We start from the raw sequence: 15,974 nt of genomic DNA, 5'->3' as shown, positions 1-15,974 counted from the left end.
TTTCGTGCAGTCATCAGGGGGGCACACACTGCAGCGCCTTGCCCTACCATCGGCTGGTCTGCCCGCCGATGCACCCGACATCCCGATGACCCTGCCGCCGCTGTCCCATCTCGACCGGCTCGAAGCCGAAAGCATCCACATCCTGCGCGAAGTCGCTGCCGAGTTCCGAACCCCGGTGATGCTGTATTCGGTGGGCAAGGACAGCTCGGTGCTGTTGCATCTGCTGCTCAAAGCGTTCGCGCCGTCGCGGCCGCCGATCCCGTTGCTGCACATCGACACACGCTGGAAGTTCCGTGAAATGATCGCCTTCCGCGACCGCCGCGCGGCCGAGACCAGCGTGGACCTGCGCGTGCACATCAACCCCGATGGCATCGCCCAGGACGTTGGACCGATTAGCCACGGCGCCGCCGTGCATACCGACATCATGAAAACCCAGGGCCTGAAACAGGCGCTGGAGCAGGGCGGCTTCGATGCGGCGATTGGCGGGGCGCGCCGCGACGAAGAGAAATCGCGTGCCAAGGAGCGCGTGTTCTCGTTCCGCAATGCGCGCCATCGCTGGGACCCGAAAAACCAGCGCCCGGAGCTGTGGAATCTGTACAACGCACGCACCAAGCCCGGCGAAAGCGTGCGCGTGTTTCCGCTCTCCAACTGGACCGAGCTGGATATCTGGCTGTACATCTATCGCGAAAAAATTCCAGTGGTGCCGCTCTACTTCGCCGCCCCACGCCCGGTAGTGGAACGCGACGGTGCCTGGATCATGGTCGACGACGCACGCCTGCCGCTGCATCCGGGCGAAACCCCGCAACTGCGCTCGGTGCGCTTCCGCACGCTAGGCTGCTACCCGCTCACCGGCGCGATCGAGTCCAGCGCCGACACGCTGGAAGCGGTCATCGCCGAAATGTTGGTCAGCACCAGTTCCGAGCGCCAGGGCCGCATGATCGATCACGCACCGGGCGCATCGATGGAACAGAAAAAGCTTGAGGGGTATTTTTGATGGGCAGTGAATGGGGAATGGAGAATGGGGAATCGCAACAGCGGTTGCCGGCAAGCGTCACGATCGAAGAGAACGCCTTTGCGATTCCCGATTCCCGACTCCCGATTCCCGGCACCATCGGTGCCTATCTCCAGCAGCACGAATCCAAGCCCTTACTGCGCTTCATCACCTGCGGCAGCGTGGACGATGGCAAGAGCACGCTGATCGGGCGGTTGCTGTACGACAGCAAGCGCTTGTTCGACGATCAGCTGGCGGTGCTGGAAAGCGATAGCCGGCGGCATGGAACGCAGGGCGAGGGCATCGATTACGCGTTGTTGATGGACGGGCTGGCGGCCGAGCGCGAGCAGGGAATTACCATCGATGTGGCGTACCGCTACTTCGATACCGACCAACGCAAATTCATCGTGGCCGATTGCCCCGGGCACGAGCAGTACACGCGCAATATGGCCACCGGCGCATCCACGGCCGATGTGGCTGTGGTGCTGGTGGATGCACGCAAGGGCTTGCTAGCGCAGACGCACCGGCACAGCTACATCGTGTCGTTGCTGGGCATCCGCCATGTGGTGCTGGCAGTCAACAAGATGGACCTGGTGGACTACGACGCGCAGGTGTTCGCTGCGATCGCAGATGCCTACAAGACGCTTGCCGCGCAGCTAGGCATTACCGATGTGCAGTGCATTCCGCTGTCTGCGCTGGCTGGCGAAAATCTGTCCAGCGCTTCGACGCGGATGCCGTGGTACAGCGGCCCGCATCTGCTGCAGCATCTGGACACCGTGCAGCTGGAGCCGCCGGAAGCCGGCAGCGGCCTGCGTTTGCCAGTGCAGTGGGTCAACCGCCCCAACGCGCAGTTCCGTGGCTATGCAGGCACGATTGCCGCCGGCCAAGTGCGTGTGGGCGATGCGGTCTTGGTGGTGCCGTCCGGGCGCCGCACGCAGGTGGCAAGCGTGCTCGATGCCAACGGCGAGGTGAGCAGCGCACGCGCCGGGCAGGCGGTGACGCTGACCCTGCGCGACGAGATCGATATCAGCCGTGGTGACATCATCGCCGCCATCGACGACCCGCCGGAAGTGGCAGACCAGTTCGCTGCGCATCTGCTGTGGATGGACGATGCCGCACTGCTGCCCGGGCGCCCTTACTGGCTCAAGATCGGCACCCGCACGGTCACCGCAAGCATCAGCGAGATCAAGCACAAGGTCGATGTGAACACGCAGGAGCGGCTGGCCGCCAAACGGCTGGAGCTCAACGAAGTGGGCTACTGCAACCTGGCGCTGGACGAGCCCATCGCCTTCTCGCCGTATGCGCGCAACCGCGTGCTCGGCGGTTTCATCCTGATCGACCGGCAGAGCAATGTCACGGTGGCTGCCGGCACGCTGGAATTCGCGTTGCGCCGTGCCGGCAACGTGCATTGGCAGCATCTGGATGTGGATCGCAGTGCACGTGCGCGCATCAAGGGCCAGGCGCCGCGCGTGCTGTGGTTTACCGGCCTGTCGGGTGCAGGCAAGTCCACTGTGGCCAACCTGGTCGACAAACGTCTGCACTCGCTGGGCTATCACACCTTCATCCTGGACGGCGATAACGTGCGCCACGGGCTCAACCGCGATCTGGGTTTCACCGACGAAGACCGCGTGGAAAACATCCGCCGCGTGGCCGAAGTGGCACGCTTGATGGCCGATGCCGGCCTGATCGTGCTGGTGAGTTTCATCTCGCCGTTCCGTGCCGAGCGGCAACTGGCGCGCGAGCGCTTCGATCAGGGCGAGTTTGTCGAAGTGTTTGTAGATGTGCCGCTGGCAGTTGCCGAAGCGCGCGATGTGAAGGGGCTGTACCGCAAGGCGCGTGCCGGGCAGATTCCCAATTTCACCGGGATCGACTCGCCGTATGAGGCGCCAGAGACGCCGGAGATCCATCTTCACGCCGATGGTGAGAATGTAGAGGTGCTGGCGCGCCACGTGCTCGAGTTTCTGGGTCTGGAACGCTGAAGGGTGGCCTCAACGACAGGGTGGGCAGTCGTCAGACGAACCTGGTGAATGGCAGAACGGCGGTGTATGAACCCATGCAGGCAGCACGGCCATGGCGGTGCTGACCAGCGCACCGTGCCAAGGACAGCAAGGGTCTTTGGTCATGGTGCAAAGCGCGTCCTTTCTGTCAATTCATGGCGGCTAGGTCGGTAAACTTTCGACGTACCCCGCCAGGATGTTCTGATGCTTGTTCTGCCCAGCGCGCGCGTTTGCGCCGCGCTCTTGTTGGCCGCTGTCCTGTCCGGTTGTAGCCGTCAGGCCAGCACGCCAGCAGCCGCCAAACCCATTCCGGTCTCTGTGCAGGCGGTGGCCACCCAACCCTGGAACTCGACGGTGCAGTCGATCGCCACGGTGCGTGCGCGCGAATCGGTGGCGCTCACCGCAGCGGTCAGCGATGTGGTGGAGCAGGTGTATTTCGACAGCGGCGACGAGGTCAAGGCCGGGCAATTGCTGCTGCGTCTGCGCGGCAATTCGCAGCAGGCGGCATTGACCGCCGCACAGGCCACCTTCGAAGAGACCGACCAGTTGTACCGCCGCCAGTTGAGTCTGGTTGGCCAGCAACTGGTGGCCAAGTCCACCGTGGACACGCAGCGCGCGCTGCGCGATGCCGCACAGGCGCGGGTGCAGCAGATGCGCGCGGAAATCACCGACCGCGAAGTGCGCGCGCCGTTTTCCGGTGTGCTGGGCATCCGCCAGATCAGCCCTGGCTCGCTGATCACCTCCAGCACGGTGATCGCCACGTTGGACGATGTGGCGCGCATGTACGTGGATTTCCAGGTGCCGGAATCGCAGTTCGGCCTGGTGCAACTCGGCAATGCGGTGAGCGGCAGCGCGGCGGCGTATCCGGGCGCGCAGTTCCAGGGCGAGGTGGTGACCATCGATTCGCGGATCGATGAGACCACGCGCTCGGTGACGGTGCGCGCGGATTTCCCCAACGACGATCGCCGGCTGCGTCCGGGCATGCTGCTGGATGTGCGGCTGTTCCAGCCGGCGCGGCAGGCGGTGGTGATTCCGGAAATTGCGGTGGTGCAGGTGGGGCGCGAATCGTACGTCTTCCGGGTCAAGCCCGACAGCACCGTGGAGCGCGCCGATGTGCGGCTGGGCGAGCGTCGGGACGGCAAGGTGGAAATCCTCGAAGGCATCAAGGCCGGTGAGCGCATCGTAGTGGACGGCACCGGCAAGCTGCGCCCGGGCTTGAAGGTGGTGAATCAGGCCCCGCCCGCAGCGCCCCGCCCCCAGGCGGCCGCACAATGAAACTCTCCGACCTGTCGATCACCCGCCCGGTGATGGCGGTGGTGATGAGTTTGCTGCTGATCGTGCTGGGGGTGATGTCGTTCACCCGCCTCACCTTGCGCGAATTGCCGGCCATCGACCCGCCCATCGTCTCGGTGGATGTGGAATACACCGGCGCCTCTGCCGCAGTGGTGGAAAGCCGCATCACCCAGGTGCTGGAAGACGCGCTGGCCGGCATCGAGGGTATCTCCACCATCGAGGCGCGCAGCCGTAATGGCTCCTCCGACATCAGTATCGAGTTCGTGCAATCGCGCGATGTGGAAGCGGCCGCCAACGACGTGCGCGATGCGGTCAGCCGGGTGTCCGACCGCATGCCCGACCAGGCGCGTCCACCGGAGATTTCCAAGGTCGAAGCCGACGCCGACCCCATCCTGTGGCTCAACATGAGCTCCAGCACGATGGACACGCTGCAGCTGTCCGACTACGCCGAGCGCTACGTGGTCGACCGCTTCTCCAGCCTGGATGGCGTGGCGCAGGTGCGGATCGGCGGGCGCCAGCGCTATGCGATGCGTATCTGGCTGGACCGCGACCAATTGGCGGCACGCGAACTCACCGTGGCCGATGTGGAAGCCGCGCTGCAGAACGAAAACGTCGAGCTGCCCGCCGGCAGCATCGAATCGGCGCAGCGCGATTTCACCTTGCGCGTGGAGCGCAGTTATCTCAAGCCCGAAGATTTCGCCAAGTTGCCGTTGAACAAGGGCGAGGGCGGTTACGTGGTACGGCTGGGCGATGTGGCCAGGGTGGAGCTGACCTCGGCCGAGCGGCGCGCCTATTTCCAGAGCAATGGCGTGCCCAACGTGGGGCTGGGCATCGTGCGCAACTCCACCGCCAATGCGCTGGACGTGGCGCGTGAAGCGCGCGCGCAGGCCGAAGAAGTGCAGAAGTCGCTCCCGAAGGGCACCAACATCTTCGTTGCCTTCGATACCACCACCTTCATCGATGCGGCGGTGGAGCGCGTGTATCACACGCTGGTGGAAGCGGTGGTGCTGGTGCTGGTGGTGATCTGGGTGTTTCTGGGCAGCGCGCGTGCCGCGCTGATTCCTGCGGTGACGGTGCCGGTGTGCCTGATTGCCGCGTTCATTGCGCTATACGCCTTCGATTTTTCGATCAACCTGCTCACCCTGCTGGCCTTGGTGCTGTGTATCGGCCTGGTGGTGGACGACGCCATCGTGGTGGTGGAAAACATCCAGCGCCGGATCGATCTGGGCGAACCACCGCTGGTGGCCGCCAAGCGCGGCACCGGGCAGGTGGCGTTCGCGGTGATTGCGACCACGGCCGTGCTGGTGGCGGTGTTTCTGCCGGTCGGTTTTCTGGAAGGCAATACCGGGCGGCTGTTCCGCGAATTGGCGGTGGCGCTGGCGGCGGCAGTGGCGATCTCGGCCTTCGTGGCGCTGACGCTGACGCCGATGATGTCGTCCAAGTTGTTGCGCGCGCATGGGCAGGCCAAGCCCAATCGCTTCCACCGCTGGTTCGATGGGCGCATGCAGGCGGTGTCCGGTGCGTATGGGCGCTCGCTGGAGCGGCATGTGCACCGCACCTGGATCTTTGCGCTGTTGATGCTGTTGGCGCTGGGCGCCAGCGCATGGCTGATGGGCCGCATTCCTTCCGAACTGGCGCCGGCCGAAGACCGCGGCAATTTCCAGATCATGATCGACGGCCCGGAAGGTGCCGGCTTCGATTACACGGTGGGGCAGATGCATCAGGTGGAAGACATCCTGCGCCCCTTCGTGGGGCCGGACAAACCCATCGTGCGCGCCAACCCGCGCGTGCCCGGCGGCTTTGGCAGCAGCGAGGAAATGCACACCGGCCGGGTTAGCGTGTTCTTGCAGGATTGGGAAAAGCGCTCCCGCCCCACCACCGAAGTGGCCGATGAGGTGCAGCAGAAACTCAATGTGCTCAGCGGCGTGCGTGCGCGCACGCAGGTGAGCGGCGGGCTGGTGCGTAGCCGTGGACAACCGTTCCAGCTGGTGCTGGGCGGGCCGGATTACGCAGAAATCGCGCAATGGCGCGACCGCATTTTGCAGCGCATGGAAGCCAACCCCGGTCTGGTCGGCCCCGACTCGGATTACAAGGAAACCCGCCCGCAGATGCGCGTCAATATCGACCGCCTGCGCGCGGCCGATCTGGGCGTGCCGGTCACTGCCATCGGCGGGGCGCTGGAAGCGCTGATGGGCTCGCGCCGCGTCACCACCTTCGTCGACAACGGCGAGGAATACGACGTGATGCTGCAGGCCGGGCGCGAAGGCCGCATGTCGCCGGAAGACCTCACCGCCATTCGCGTGCGTTCCAACCGTGGCGAACTGATCCCGCTCTCCAACCTGGTGACCTTGAGCGAAGTGGCCGAAGCCGGCACCTTGAATCGCTTCAATCGCCTGCGTGCAATCACGATCACCGCGGGCCTGGCGCCGGGCTATCCGCTCGGCGATGCCATCGCCTGGGCGCAGCAGGCGGCGCAGGAAGAATTGCCCGAATATGCGCAGGTCGACTGGAAGGGCGAATCGCGCGAGTACCAGCAATCCGGCAGTGCGGTGTTGTTGACCTTCGGCATGGCGCTGCTGGTGGTGTATCTGGTGCTGGCCGCGCAGTTCGAAAGTTTTGCGCATCCGTTGGTGATCATGCTCACGGTGCCGTTGGCGGTGCTGGGGGCGTTGGTGGGCCTGTGGCTGACCGGTGGCACACTCAACCTGTTTAGTCAGATCGGCATCGTGATGCTGGTCGGCTTGGCCGCCAAGAACGGCATTCTTATTGTGGAGTTCGCCAACCAGTTGCGCGATGAAGGTCGCAGCGTGCATGCGGCCATCGTGGAATCGGCATCGGTGCGTTTGCGCCCGATCCTGATGACCTCGATTGCGACGGTGGTCGGCGCGATTCCGCTGGTGGTGGCCGGTGGGCCTGGCTCGGCCAGCCGCGCCACCATCGGCGTGGTGGTGATCTTCGGCGTCTCGCTGTCCACGTTGTTGTCGCTGTACGTGGTGCCGGCGTTCTACAGCCTGATCGCGCCGTTTACCAAGTCGCCCGAAGCGGTGGCCCGCCAGCTGGAAACCCTGGAAGCGCAGACGCCGTCGGTGGGTGGGCATGCGTGAACGCGGCCGGCAGCGCGTTGTGCTGCCGGTGTTGTCTAAAAATCGGGGCTCGCTTGCGGTCCTGGCAGCTGTGGCGGTACGCGATCCGTAAGTTTCCACATTGACACATCGATGTGGAGCCCCAACCGAGCACCCCATTGTGGGGTGAGGAATTGCCGTCGCCGGATGTAGGATTTTTCCTACCTGATCAACGCTATGCCTGTAAATCGCCCTCCAGAGGAGTTGAACGCGCGATCTGTGAAGCATTAGTCAGTGGCAATCCGCGAGTACCTATGCCAGAGTCCGGAACAAGATGCCACAGTCGCACATAAGGATGATGGGCCTGGCAGGGGCTCATTTCCGCATCCCTGCCCGGGCTGCCTATCTCCTTCCGCGCTGTGCCCCTCGTATAACGCTGAAAGCCGTTTATCCACTTCATCGCTCACCACGACAGACAGGCAGAAGGTAATGGACGCAATTCTTTACGGAACGATGAACTGGCTACAGCCCCTGGCGGACGCCAACTTGGGCGACTTCGTTTTCTTCAAACTGATCAACGACTACTTCAGTAACGAGATTCAGGCATTCGGCCTGGCACTGATGGGCCGTGCCATGCGCTGGGTCAGCACCATCGCGCTGACGGTGACCACCTTGTGGGTGATGATCCTGGGCTATCGGATCGCCACCGGGCAATCGCGCGAGAACGCCATGGCCACCATGATCAAGGCCGGCAAGGTGGCCATCATCATCAGCGTGGCCTCCGCCGTCGGGATCCATGGTGGCATGCTCCACCAGACCATCACCCAGAACCTGGGCAAAGAGATCCACCAGCTGTTCACCGGCAATAGCGGAACCGCCTCCGATGCGATCGACGAAAATCTTGCCTACACGCAGGTGGCGCTGACCGCGCTGGATGCGGTGCGCGTGGACCCCACCGATCCGGAAGCACTGGAGAAGAAAGGCCGTGCTGTGCTGATGGCCGGCCTCGGCACCGCCAGCCCGCCGATGGCGGCCGGTGCGATGCTGCTGCTGTTCAAGTTCACGATGGCGTTTTTGATCGGCATCGGGCCGATCTTCATCCTGGCGCTGGTCTTCGACCAGACCAAGGACCTGTTCAAGAAATGGCTGTTCTATGTGCTGGGCACGCTGTTTTCGATGTCCATGCTGTCGGTGGTGACAGCGATGGTGCTCAAGTTCAGCGCCAAGGTGGCGGCGGCCTACTGGGTTGCCCGGATCATTACCCTGGGCAACGCAGAAGGTCTGTCCAGCCATGCCCTGCAGCAGGGCGGCATCGGCTTGATGATGACCGTGTTGATCATCAGCGTACCGACGTTTGCGGCGGCGATCTGGCAGGGGAATATGGGGAACTTCATGGCGTACTCGGCATTTGGGAATGCTGCTAGCCCTGGCCCGCAGGGGCAGCCGGCTGGGTCGTATGTGCCGCCGCAGATTGCAAAGAGCGGAGGAAATGCTGAGTCAAGACCAGAAGTAAACACTCCCGCCGCTATTAAAGTCACGGGCGAAAGAGCAGCTACAGCAGCACAGACAGCGGGTTCGCGAGGGCAAGCTGGACAGAGAGATGCTTAATCCCCCGGCCTTGCTTAATATAAACTAATAAATATTGATGGCTCAAATGATTAAAAATCCTGTAGCTATCTTCGGCTCCTTAGTATTTTTCTCGGGCTATGCTGCAGCTCAAGGCTGCCCAGTCGGGCAATATCAAATTGGAGGTCAAGGGGCTGTAGCGTGCGCGCCTATTCCACAAGAATCCCCAATGCAACAGGAGCGACGCCCTAGCGGGAAATGGCTTAAAACTTGGGGGGCTATCGCCGGGGACGGAGCTAGTAATCTGGGGGTCTCCACTGGAAAGCTCAGTAAGGAAGAGGCCCAGCAAGACTCGCTGATGAACTGTAAAGAATCGAGCCAGAAAGAGTGTAGCGTACTATTTTCTTATAAGAACCAGTGCGCAGCAGTAACTCAGCCTGAACGGATTGGAAAGATAACTCTCGGCGTCACTGCTGGCGCATCAATAGAAGCTGCAAGTGAGCATGCGATGTCAATTTGCAAGAAAGATAACCCTGGTGCCGACTGTAAAATCGTTTACACAGCATGTACAGACCCTGTTTTCAAAAGATTCTGAGCATAACGCCGACATTAGCTCATCTAGGAATATTTCAAAAACACATCTATTAAAAAATAATTCATGGAAAGGGATGCCATGAAACAGCGTGAACTATTGACAGCATTTTTCTGTATGACTTCAGTCCTCAGTCCAGGTTGGCTGCAGTCACTACAAATTCATCCCCTGCGTTTCAGCACTTATGTTTGCATTGCTTTGCCCAAAAGCGTTTCCTACAGGCGTCCCTCAAAGCTTGTCACGAACCCCTGAATCCGCCCGCCGTTAGTTCAATAGAGTTCGCAGGAGTGATGTAATGGATAGCGTCTTCCCCTCAAGCAACGCACAGTGGTATCGGTCACCCCAGGGCATTCGGCGCATGATGACTATCCTGTTGATCACGAGCTTACTCACCGCACTTTTGGTGGTCCTGGCCCATCGAACTTCATTCGCCTTCCTGCTGGAACTTGCGCAGTTTGCCACCATCGTCTGTGCTGTATTGTGCTTCGCTATAGTGTCGATGCTGCTGTGGCTCATCACAGGTGCCATGACCACTTGGGAAAAACTGAGATCAGAGCGGAAACATACCAAAGAACTGAAACAGCTGCGCCGCGCCATTGTCAATGCAACCGCAATGACGCTACTGATGTTGATGCTTGCAGTGGCAGCGACCTGCATCCCCTTTGTGATGGATATAATGAAGAAGTTCCCCGATTTTGGATTGGTCTTCGCAATCATGCCATTTGCCTTTTCGCTACATCGAATCAATATCAACCGCACCTGTTCAAGACTCACGAATTCCATGACCGCCGCACAGTGTGCTGCGCAGCGTACGATGGCGGCATGAACCGGCATCTGGGACTCAAGATTCTTGGATGTCTTTTCTTAGCTCTCTTGGCAGGGTGCAACCCGATGAATGCTACTTCCGAAAGACATGGCACTGGCGATACCACCGCCGACGGCGACCCGGTCTATCGCAAGAACCCGCATCCGACGCAGGCTTACCGGATCACGATGACAATCGAGGATGCGCCGGGGCCTTTTGAGTGGATTTCGGGGACTGCGTTTTATGAAATGACCAACCGCGATGCGTGCACACCCTTCGATCGCTCATTGGGTATGTCGACAAAGCCAAAAGAGGATGGAATTCCCATTCACTTTGAGAAGGTAAGTGACACAACGTATGTGGCGACGATTTATGCCGATGGCATGGTCGATGCCGACTACTACGGCAAGGGTGCTTGTACCTTTGAACTTAATGGAGTTGGCATTTCATTGAAGGCTACTGGTAAAAAAGAGGAAACCAGGTTTCAGCCAGTACTCTTTAAAGCGCAGCTGAAAAATACGACGCCCGTAGAATTTTATTTTTGGAATGGCGGATACCCGCGGAGTCGAATGGAGAACTATCCAGACACGGGCGAGTACAGTCCAGATAAATATGCCGAGCCCAATCGGAGCAATTTATTCAAGATAACGCTGAAGTCTGAGAGGGTATCTAAGTGAGCCTGACCGAGCAGCAATATGCCTTTATAGCAAAAGATGTCTACGACAGGCCGCCAGAGACAGGTCCGAATAGTAGTCCAGTCGAGATAGGGGGTTTCTTGTTCAAGCGTTTGGAGTATATGGATCGCCCTTCAGGCTATCAGGGGGTTATCTACGAGAGGATAGATACAGGCGAGATTATCGCCGCCCATCGCGGTACCGAGTTTGATCGTCAACCAAAACAAGATGGTGCCTATGCTGATGGCGGCATGGTCGCAGCCCGCCACAATTATCAAGTCGATGATGCTATTGAGTTGACTCAACACGCTTTGGATTACGCAGAACAAAAGCACCTCAAGTCCGGCCAGCCAGCCCCCGCCGTCACCGTCACCGGCCATTCCCTCGGTGGCGATCTAGCCCAGGTCACCGCCCACCACTTCGGCCTCAAGGGCGAGACCTTCAACGCCTACGGTGCGGTCAGCCTGGACCGGCGCATCCCCGAAGGCGGCACCGATGTGATCAATCACGTCATGGCCGGCGATGCGGTCAGTGCTGCGAGCAAGCACTACGGGCAGGTCAAGGTCTATGCCACGCCGCAGGAAATCGCCTTACTGCAACAGGCCGGTTACGACAATACCCACAGCGTGCTGGATGACCGCAATCCGCTCGTGGCTGTCGGGCTCGGCGACTCGCACCGCATCCACAATTTCCTGCCCGTCGATGGCAACGGCAAGCCGGATCGCTCGGTGCTGGAAGACCCCCAGGCGCAGCAGTTGGCCAAGCAGTACGCGCCGATGATCGAAAAGTACCGCAACGATGTCTCCCTGATGCGCGGTGGCCTGACCCTGGCTTCCCGCAGCCTCCAGTCGATGAATCTGGTCGATGGCATCGATCACTTGCGCGGCCCATTGGCTTCCGGTGCCGGCATGGCGGAGATGGCAGCGCAGCGGTGGGCGGAAACTCAGGAGCGCATGCAGCGCGAGGACAGGCAAGTCTATGTGCCACCCGGCTGGAAGATGCCGCTGGGTCCGTCGCCGGAGCGCTGTGTCGATCCGGGCGCTGCTTCCGTCTCAAACGAGCCGCTGTATTGGGCCATCCACAGCAACCTGCCAGCAGGCACTTCCGATGCTGTGACGATGCACGCCATCGTCGAGGCCAAGCGCATGGGCATCGTGCATCCAGATCAATTGCAGAGCGTGACAGCGAATCAGGATGCGATCTGGATCCTCGGGCACACGCCCGGCTACCGGGTCAAGGTGGATCTGGCCGAGAGCATTCCTCCCGTGCAGGAAAGCATCCGCCAGTCGCAAGCGCTGGATGCGCAGCGCTCGCCGCCAGACCTCACGCCATCGCCGACGCGTGTACTGTAAGGCGATGAACGCCTCACATGCCCAGATGACTGTAACGCCCCAGGCTGCCCCTGAGCACCGACGCGCGATGAACTGGCTATAGCCCCTGGCGGATGCCAACCTGGGCGACTTCGTTTTCTTCAAACTGATCAACGACTACTTCAGCAACGAGATTCAGGCATTCAGCCTGGAGTTGATGATGCCAGGCAGGTCGGTACAGGGAGCGCTCTCCCTTGGTCCGCGCAATGACGAAGGTCACATGACAGCCATGCCCGGATGTGATCGACTTCGGCGGTTAACCTAGTCGGAATTGCCAATGCGTCGTCTCACCTGCCTGCTTGCTCCTTCCCTTCTCGCGTTGTGCTGCGGCAACGTGCTGGCACAGTCGTCCGGCGAGCCGGTTCCCAATGGTCGTCTGCCGACCTGGGCAGTACCGGAGCGCTACAGCCTCGCACTCAAGATCGACCCGGAGCAGATGCAATTCAGCGGCCGCACCACCATCCGCGTGCAGCTCAAGCAGGCGTCCGACCATCTCTGGCTGCACGGCAAGGAATTGAAGGTCAGCAAGGTCACCGTCAAGCCCGGCAAGGGCAAGGCGCTGACTGCACGCTACGTGGAAGCCGATGCGCAAACCGGCGTGGCAAGGCTGGATTTCGGCCGCACGCTCTCGCCGCAGACGCTTACCGTGGAGATCGCCTACAGCGCGCCGCTCAACCAACAGCTGCAGGGCCTTTACCAGGTGAAATACCAGGGCAAGGCGTATGCGATGACGCAGATGGAGCCGATCAGTGCGCGCTACGCGTTCCCCGGCTTCGACGAGCCGGCGTTCAAGACGCCGTTCGACATCAGCCTGACCGTGCCCAGCGATGACCAGGCGCTGGCCAACACCATCGCGACCTCGACCAAGCCCGCCGGCAAGGGCTGGAAGACGGTGACGTTCGCCCCGACCGTGCCGCTGCCGACCTATCTGGTCGCCTACGCCGCCGGCCCGTGGGACGTGGTGGATGTGGCGCCGATGCCGGCCACCCCGCAGCGCCCCAACGCCACACCGTTGCGCGGCATTGCCGCCAAGGCCCAGGGCCCGCGCATCACCCCCGCACTGGACCAGACCCCGGCCATCATCGCTGCGCTGGAGGACTACTACGCCTTCGGTTATCCGTTCGACAAGCTCGATCTGGTCGCTGCACCGGACTTCAGCGCCGGCGCAATGGAAAACCCGGGGTTTGTCACCTTCCGCGATTGGCTGCTGTTGCTGGACAAGGATTCGCCGGCCGAGAACGTGCAGCGCTCCTTCAACGTCAATGCGCACGAACTGGCGCATCAGTGGACCGGCGACACCGTGACCATGGCGTGGTGGGACGACCTGTGGCTCAACGAAGCGTTCGCGACCTGGATGCAGCAGAAGATCACCATGCAACTGCATCCGGAATACCACGCCAATCTGGACCGTATCGGCGGTGCGCAGCATGCGATGGAGAACGACAGCCTGGTGAGCGCACGCAAGATTCGCCAGCCGATCACCGGCAATGGCGATATCGAAACCGCCTTCGACGGCATCACCTACCAGAAGGGCGCGGCGGTGCTGGCGATGTTCGAAGCCTTCGTTGGCGAAGACGTGTTCCGTCAGGGCATGCGCGCCTATATCGCCAAGCATAAGTTCGGCAACGCCACCGCCGATGACCTGGTCGATGCAATCGCAGAAGCGGCCGGCAAGGGCGATGATTTCAAGGCCGCATTCCGCAGCTTCCTCAACCAGCCGGGCGTGCCGTATCTGCAGACCCAGGCGGCGCGCGAAGGCGGCAAGACCGTAGTCAAGCTGCAGCAGCAACGCTACCTGCCGCTGGGCTCCAGCGGCTCTGCCGCGCAACAGTGGGGCGTGCCGGTGTGCGTGAAGTACGGCAAGGGCAAGAACCAGGTTGGCACCGCCTGCCAGTTGCTTGAAGGCGGCAGCGGCAGCATCGTGCTGGAAGGGGCCGGCAAGAACACCTGGGTGTTCCCGAATGCGCGTGGCGCCGGCTATTACCGTTTCTCGCTGCCCAGCAAGCAGTTGGCGGCGCTGGGCAAGCAGGTCGGCCAGCTGGACGATAACGAACAGCTCGCCTACGCCGATGCGATCAATGCGGCGTACCGTCACGGTGATGCCGACAACGCGGCGGTGCTGGCAGCGCTCGCGCAGTTGGCGCCGTCGGCATCGGCCGATGTGTCGACCGCGTTGCTGGACCGCTTCGGGTGGATCTGGCGTTACCAGGCCACCACCGAGGCGCAGCGCGGCGCATTGCGCAAGGCCGCCGAACAGGCGTACCTGCCGCGTCTGCGTGCATTGGGCTACACGCGGCGCAGCGGCGAGTCGGTCGACGACACCGCATTGCGTGCGTCGCTGGTCGGCCTGTTCGCATTGCGTCTGCAGAACGCAGAGGTACGCAAGGCACTGCTCGCACAAGGCGATGCGGTACTGGCCGGCGGCAACGGCGCACTGGATTTCTCCGCCGCCAACCCGGATCTGCTCGGCACCGTGTTGGCGGTGACCGCGCAGGAGCGCGGCGCACCGGCAGTGCAGACGCTCATCGATGCACTGCGCACGCACGCCGACCCAGCCCAACGCAACGCCATGATCGCCGCACTGGGTGCGGTGCAGGATCCGGCGCTGCTGAAGCAGGTGCGTGATTTCGCATTGACCGATGCGATCAAGGTAGGCGAAATGAAAAGCCTGCTGATGCGCGGACACAGTTACAAGAGCTCGCACGATTCGATGTGGACCTGGTTCACCGCCAACTTCGACCGCATCGTGCAACGCAGCGGCTCGTTCGACGGTGGCGGCTTGCCGGCGCTGGGCGCGGCCGGTGGCTGCAGCATTGAAGAAGCCGATCGCCTGGATGCGTTCTTCAAGCCGCGCCTGGCCAAGCTCAGTGGCGCGGACCGTGGCCTGGCCCAGACTGGCGAAACCATCCGCCTGTGCGCCGCGCTGAAGCAGGCGCAAACCGTCAAGCGTTGAGTTGCAGCGTGCGCCCGGTGTGCGCAGTATCGGCGCAGTCGATACTGCGCATGCCAGGGCCCACGCAATGGACGAATCGCTGATGCTGCACGGAGAAGGCTTCGTGCTGCGCCGCTGGCGCCAGGACGACCTGGAGGCTTTGTTGCGGCATGCCAACGACCCGGTGGTGCCGCGCGGATTGAGCGAGCGATTTCCTCATCCATACACACGTGCCGACGGCGAGGCATTCCTGGCCGGGCGCGTGGTTGATCTGCAGCATCCGGTGCTGGCCATCGAGATCGATGGCCAGGCCTGCGGCACGATTGCAGTGCGCACAGGGCAGGGCGAGCGACGCTTCTCGGCCGAGCTGGGCTATTGGATTGGTCGCGCGTACTGGGGCCGCGGCTGGATGACGCGCATCGTGGACACGTATGTCGCCTGGGCGATGCAGACGCTACTGCTCTATCGTGTGCAGGCCACCGTGCTCGATACCAACCCTGCATCGGCCAAGGTGTTGCTATGCAATGGCTTTGTCGAAGAAGGTGTGAGCCGCTGCGCGCTGGTGAAGCCGGATGGGCTGCACGATCTACGTGTGTTTGCACGGGTGAACTCGCCTGCTGTTGCGGCTTGAATGCCCGTTTGCGTGCCTTCGCTCGCTCATTGCAGGCGCGTGATTGCGATCCTTACGTGAT

The 15,974-nt window shown here is 61.8% G+C and carries 11 protein-coding genes; all 11 read left to right on the top strand.

Going from position 1 to position 15,974, the window contains the following annotated elements; genetic code table 11:
* The first annotated feature begins 85 nt into the window (after nt 1–85).
* The 11 genes from cysD to NX05_RS13935 all read left to right on the top strand — a co-directional run bounded on the left by cysD (nt 86) and on the right by NX05_RS13935 (nt 15,913).
* Nucleotides 86–994, top strand: a complete 909-nt coding sequence (gene cysD, locus NX05_RS13980; RefSeq protein ID WP_010370926.1) for a sulfate adenylyltransferase subunit CysD — start codon at nt 86–88, stop codon at nt 992–994.
* Nucleotides 995–1,056: 62 nt separating this feature from the next.
* Entirely contained in the window at nt 1,057–2,970 is a 1,914-nt protein-coding gene (gene cysN, locus NX05_RS13975) for a sulfate adenylyltransferase subunit CysN (protein WP_172645758.1), read from the top strand.
* A 222-nt stretch (nt 2,971–3,192) separates the two neighbouring features.
* The gene (locus tag NX05_RS13970; RefSeq protein WP_039436301.1) at nt 3,193–4,263 is read left to right on the top strand and encodes an efflux RND transporter periplasmic adaptor subunit; all 1,071 of its coding nucleotides are present in this window, start codon (nt 3,193–3,195) and stop codon (nt 4,261–4,263) included.
* Nucleotides 4,260–7,385 (top strand): efflux RND transporter permease subunit, encoded by a 3,126-nt coding sequence (locus tag NX05_RS13965; RefSeq protein WP_011348407.1) that lies wholly within the window; start codon nt 4,260–4,262, stop codon nt 7,383–7,385. Before NX05_RS13970 ends, NX05_RS13965 begins: the two co-directional genes overlap by 4 nt.
* A 447-nt stretch (nt 7,386–7,832) precedes the next feature.
* Nucleotides 7,833–8,951 (top strand): TrbL/VirB6 family protein, encoded by a 1,119-nt coding sequence (locus NX05_RS13960; protein WP_039436299.1) that lies wholly within the window; start codon nt 7,833–7,835, stop codon nt 8,949–8,951.
* 37 nt (nt 8,952–8,988) lie between these two features.
* Nucleotides 8,989–9,504: a DUF4189 domain-containing protein gene (locus tag NX05_RS22695; protein WP_080764581.1), complete on the top strand. Its 516-nt coding sequence runs from the start codon at nt 8,989–8,991 to the stop codon at nt 9,502–9,504.
* A 292-nt stretch (nt 9,505–9,796) separates the two neighbouring features.
* Nucleotides 9,797–10,327, top strand: coding sequence for a hypothetical protein (locus tag NX05_RS13955; protein ID WP_039436296.1), 531 nt, complete (start codon nt 9,797–9,799; stop codon nt 10,325–10,327).
* Nucleotides 10,324–10,983: a hypothetical protein gene (locus NX05_RS13950; RefSeq protein WP_039436294.1), complete on the top strand. Its 660-nt coding sequence runs from the start codon at nt 10,324–10,326 to the stop codon at nt 10,981–10,983. The genes NX05_RS13955 and NX05_RS13950 overlap by 4 nt, the downstream gene beginning before the upstream one ends.
* Nucleotides 10,980–12,332: a Tle-like phospholipase domain-containing protein gene (locus NX05_RS13945; RefSeq protein ID WP_053012862.1), complete on the top strand. Its 1,353-nt coding sequence runs from the start codon at nt 10,980–10,982 to the stop codon at nt 12,330–12,332. The genes NX05_RS13950 and NX05_RS13945 overlap by 4 nt, the downstream gene beginning before the upstream one ends.
* 295 nt (nt 12,333–12,627) lie before the next feature.
* The gene (locus NX05_RS13940; protein WP_039436272.1) at nt 12,628–15,303 is read left to right on the top strand and encodes a M1 family metallopeptidase; all 2,676 of its coding nucleotides are present in this window, start codon (nt 12,628–12,630) and stop codon (nt 15,301–15,303) included.
* Nucleotides 15,304–15,370: 67 nt separating this feature from the next.
* Complete coding sequence (locus tag NX05_RS13935; protein ID WP_039436459.1) at nt 15,371–15,913, top strand: GNAT family N-acetyltransferase; 543 nt, start codon at nt 15,371–15,373, stop codon at nt 15,911–15,913.
* Nucleotides 15,914–15,974 lie beyond the last annotated feature (61 nt).

The organism is Xanthomonas vasicola (assembly GCF_000772705.2).
GTDB classification, from domain to species: domain Bacteria; phylum Pseudomonadota; class Gammaproteobacteria; order Xanthomonadales; family Xanthomonadaceae; genus Xanthomonas; species Xanthomonas vasicola.
Note: the sequence above shows the minus strand (reverse complement) of the source record. Positions and strands in the feature narration are given on the sequence as shown.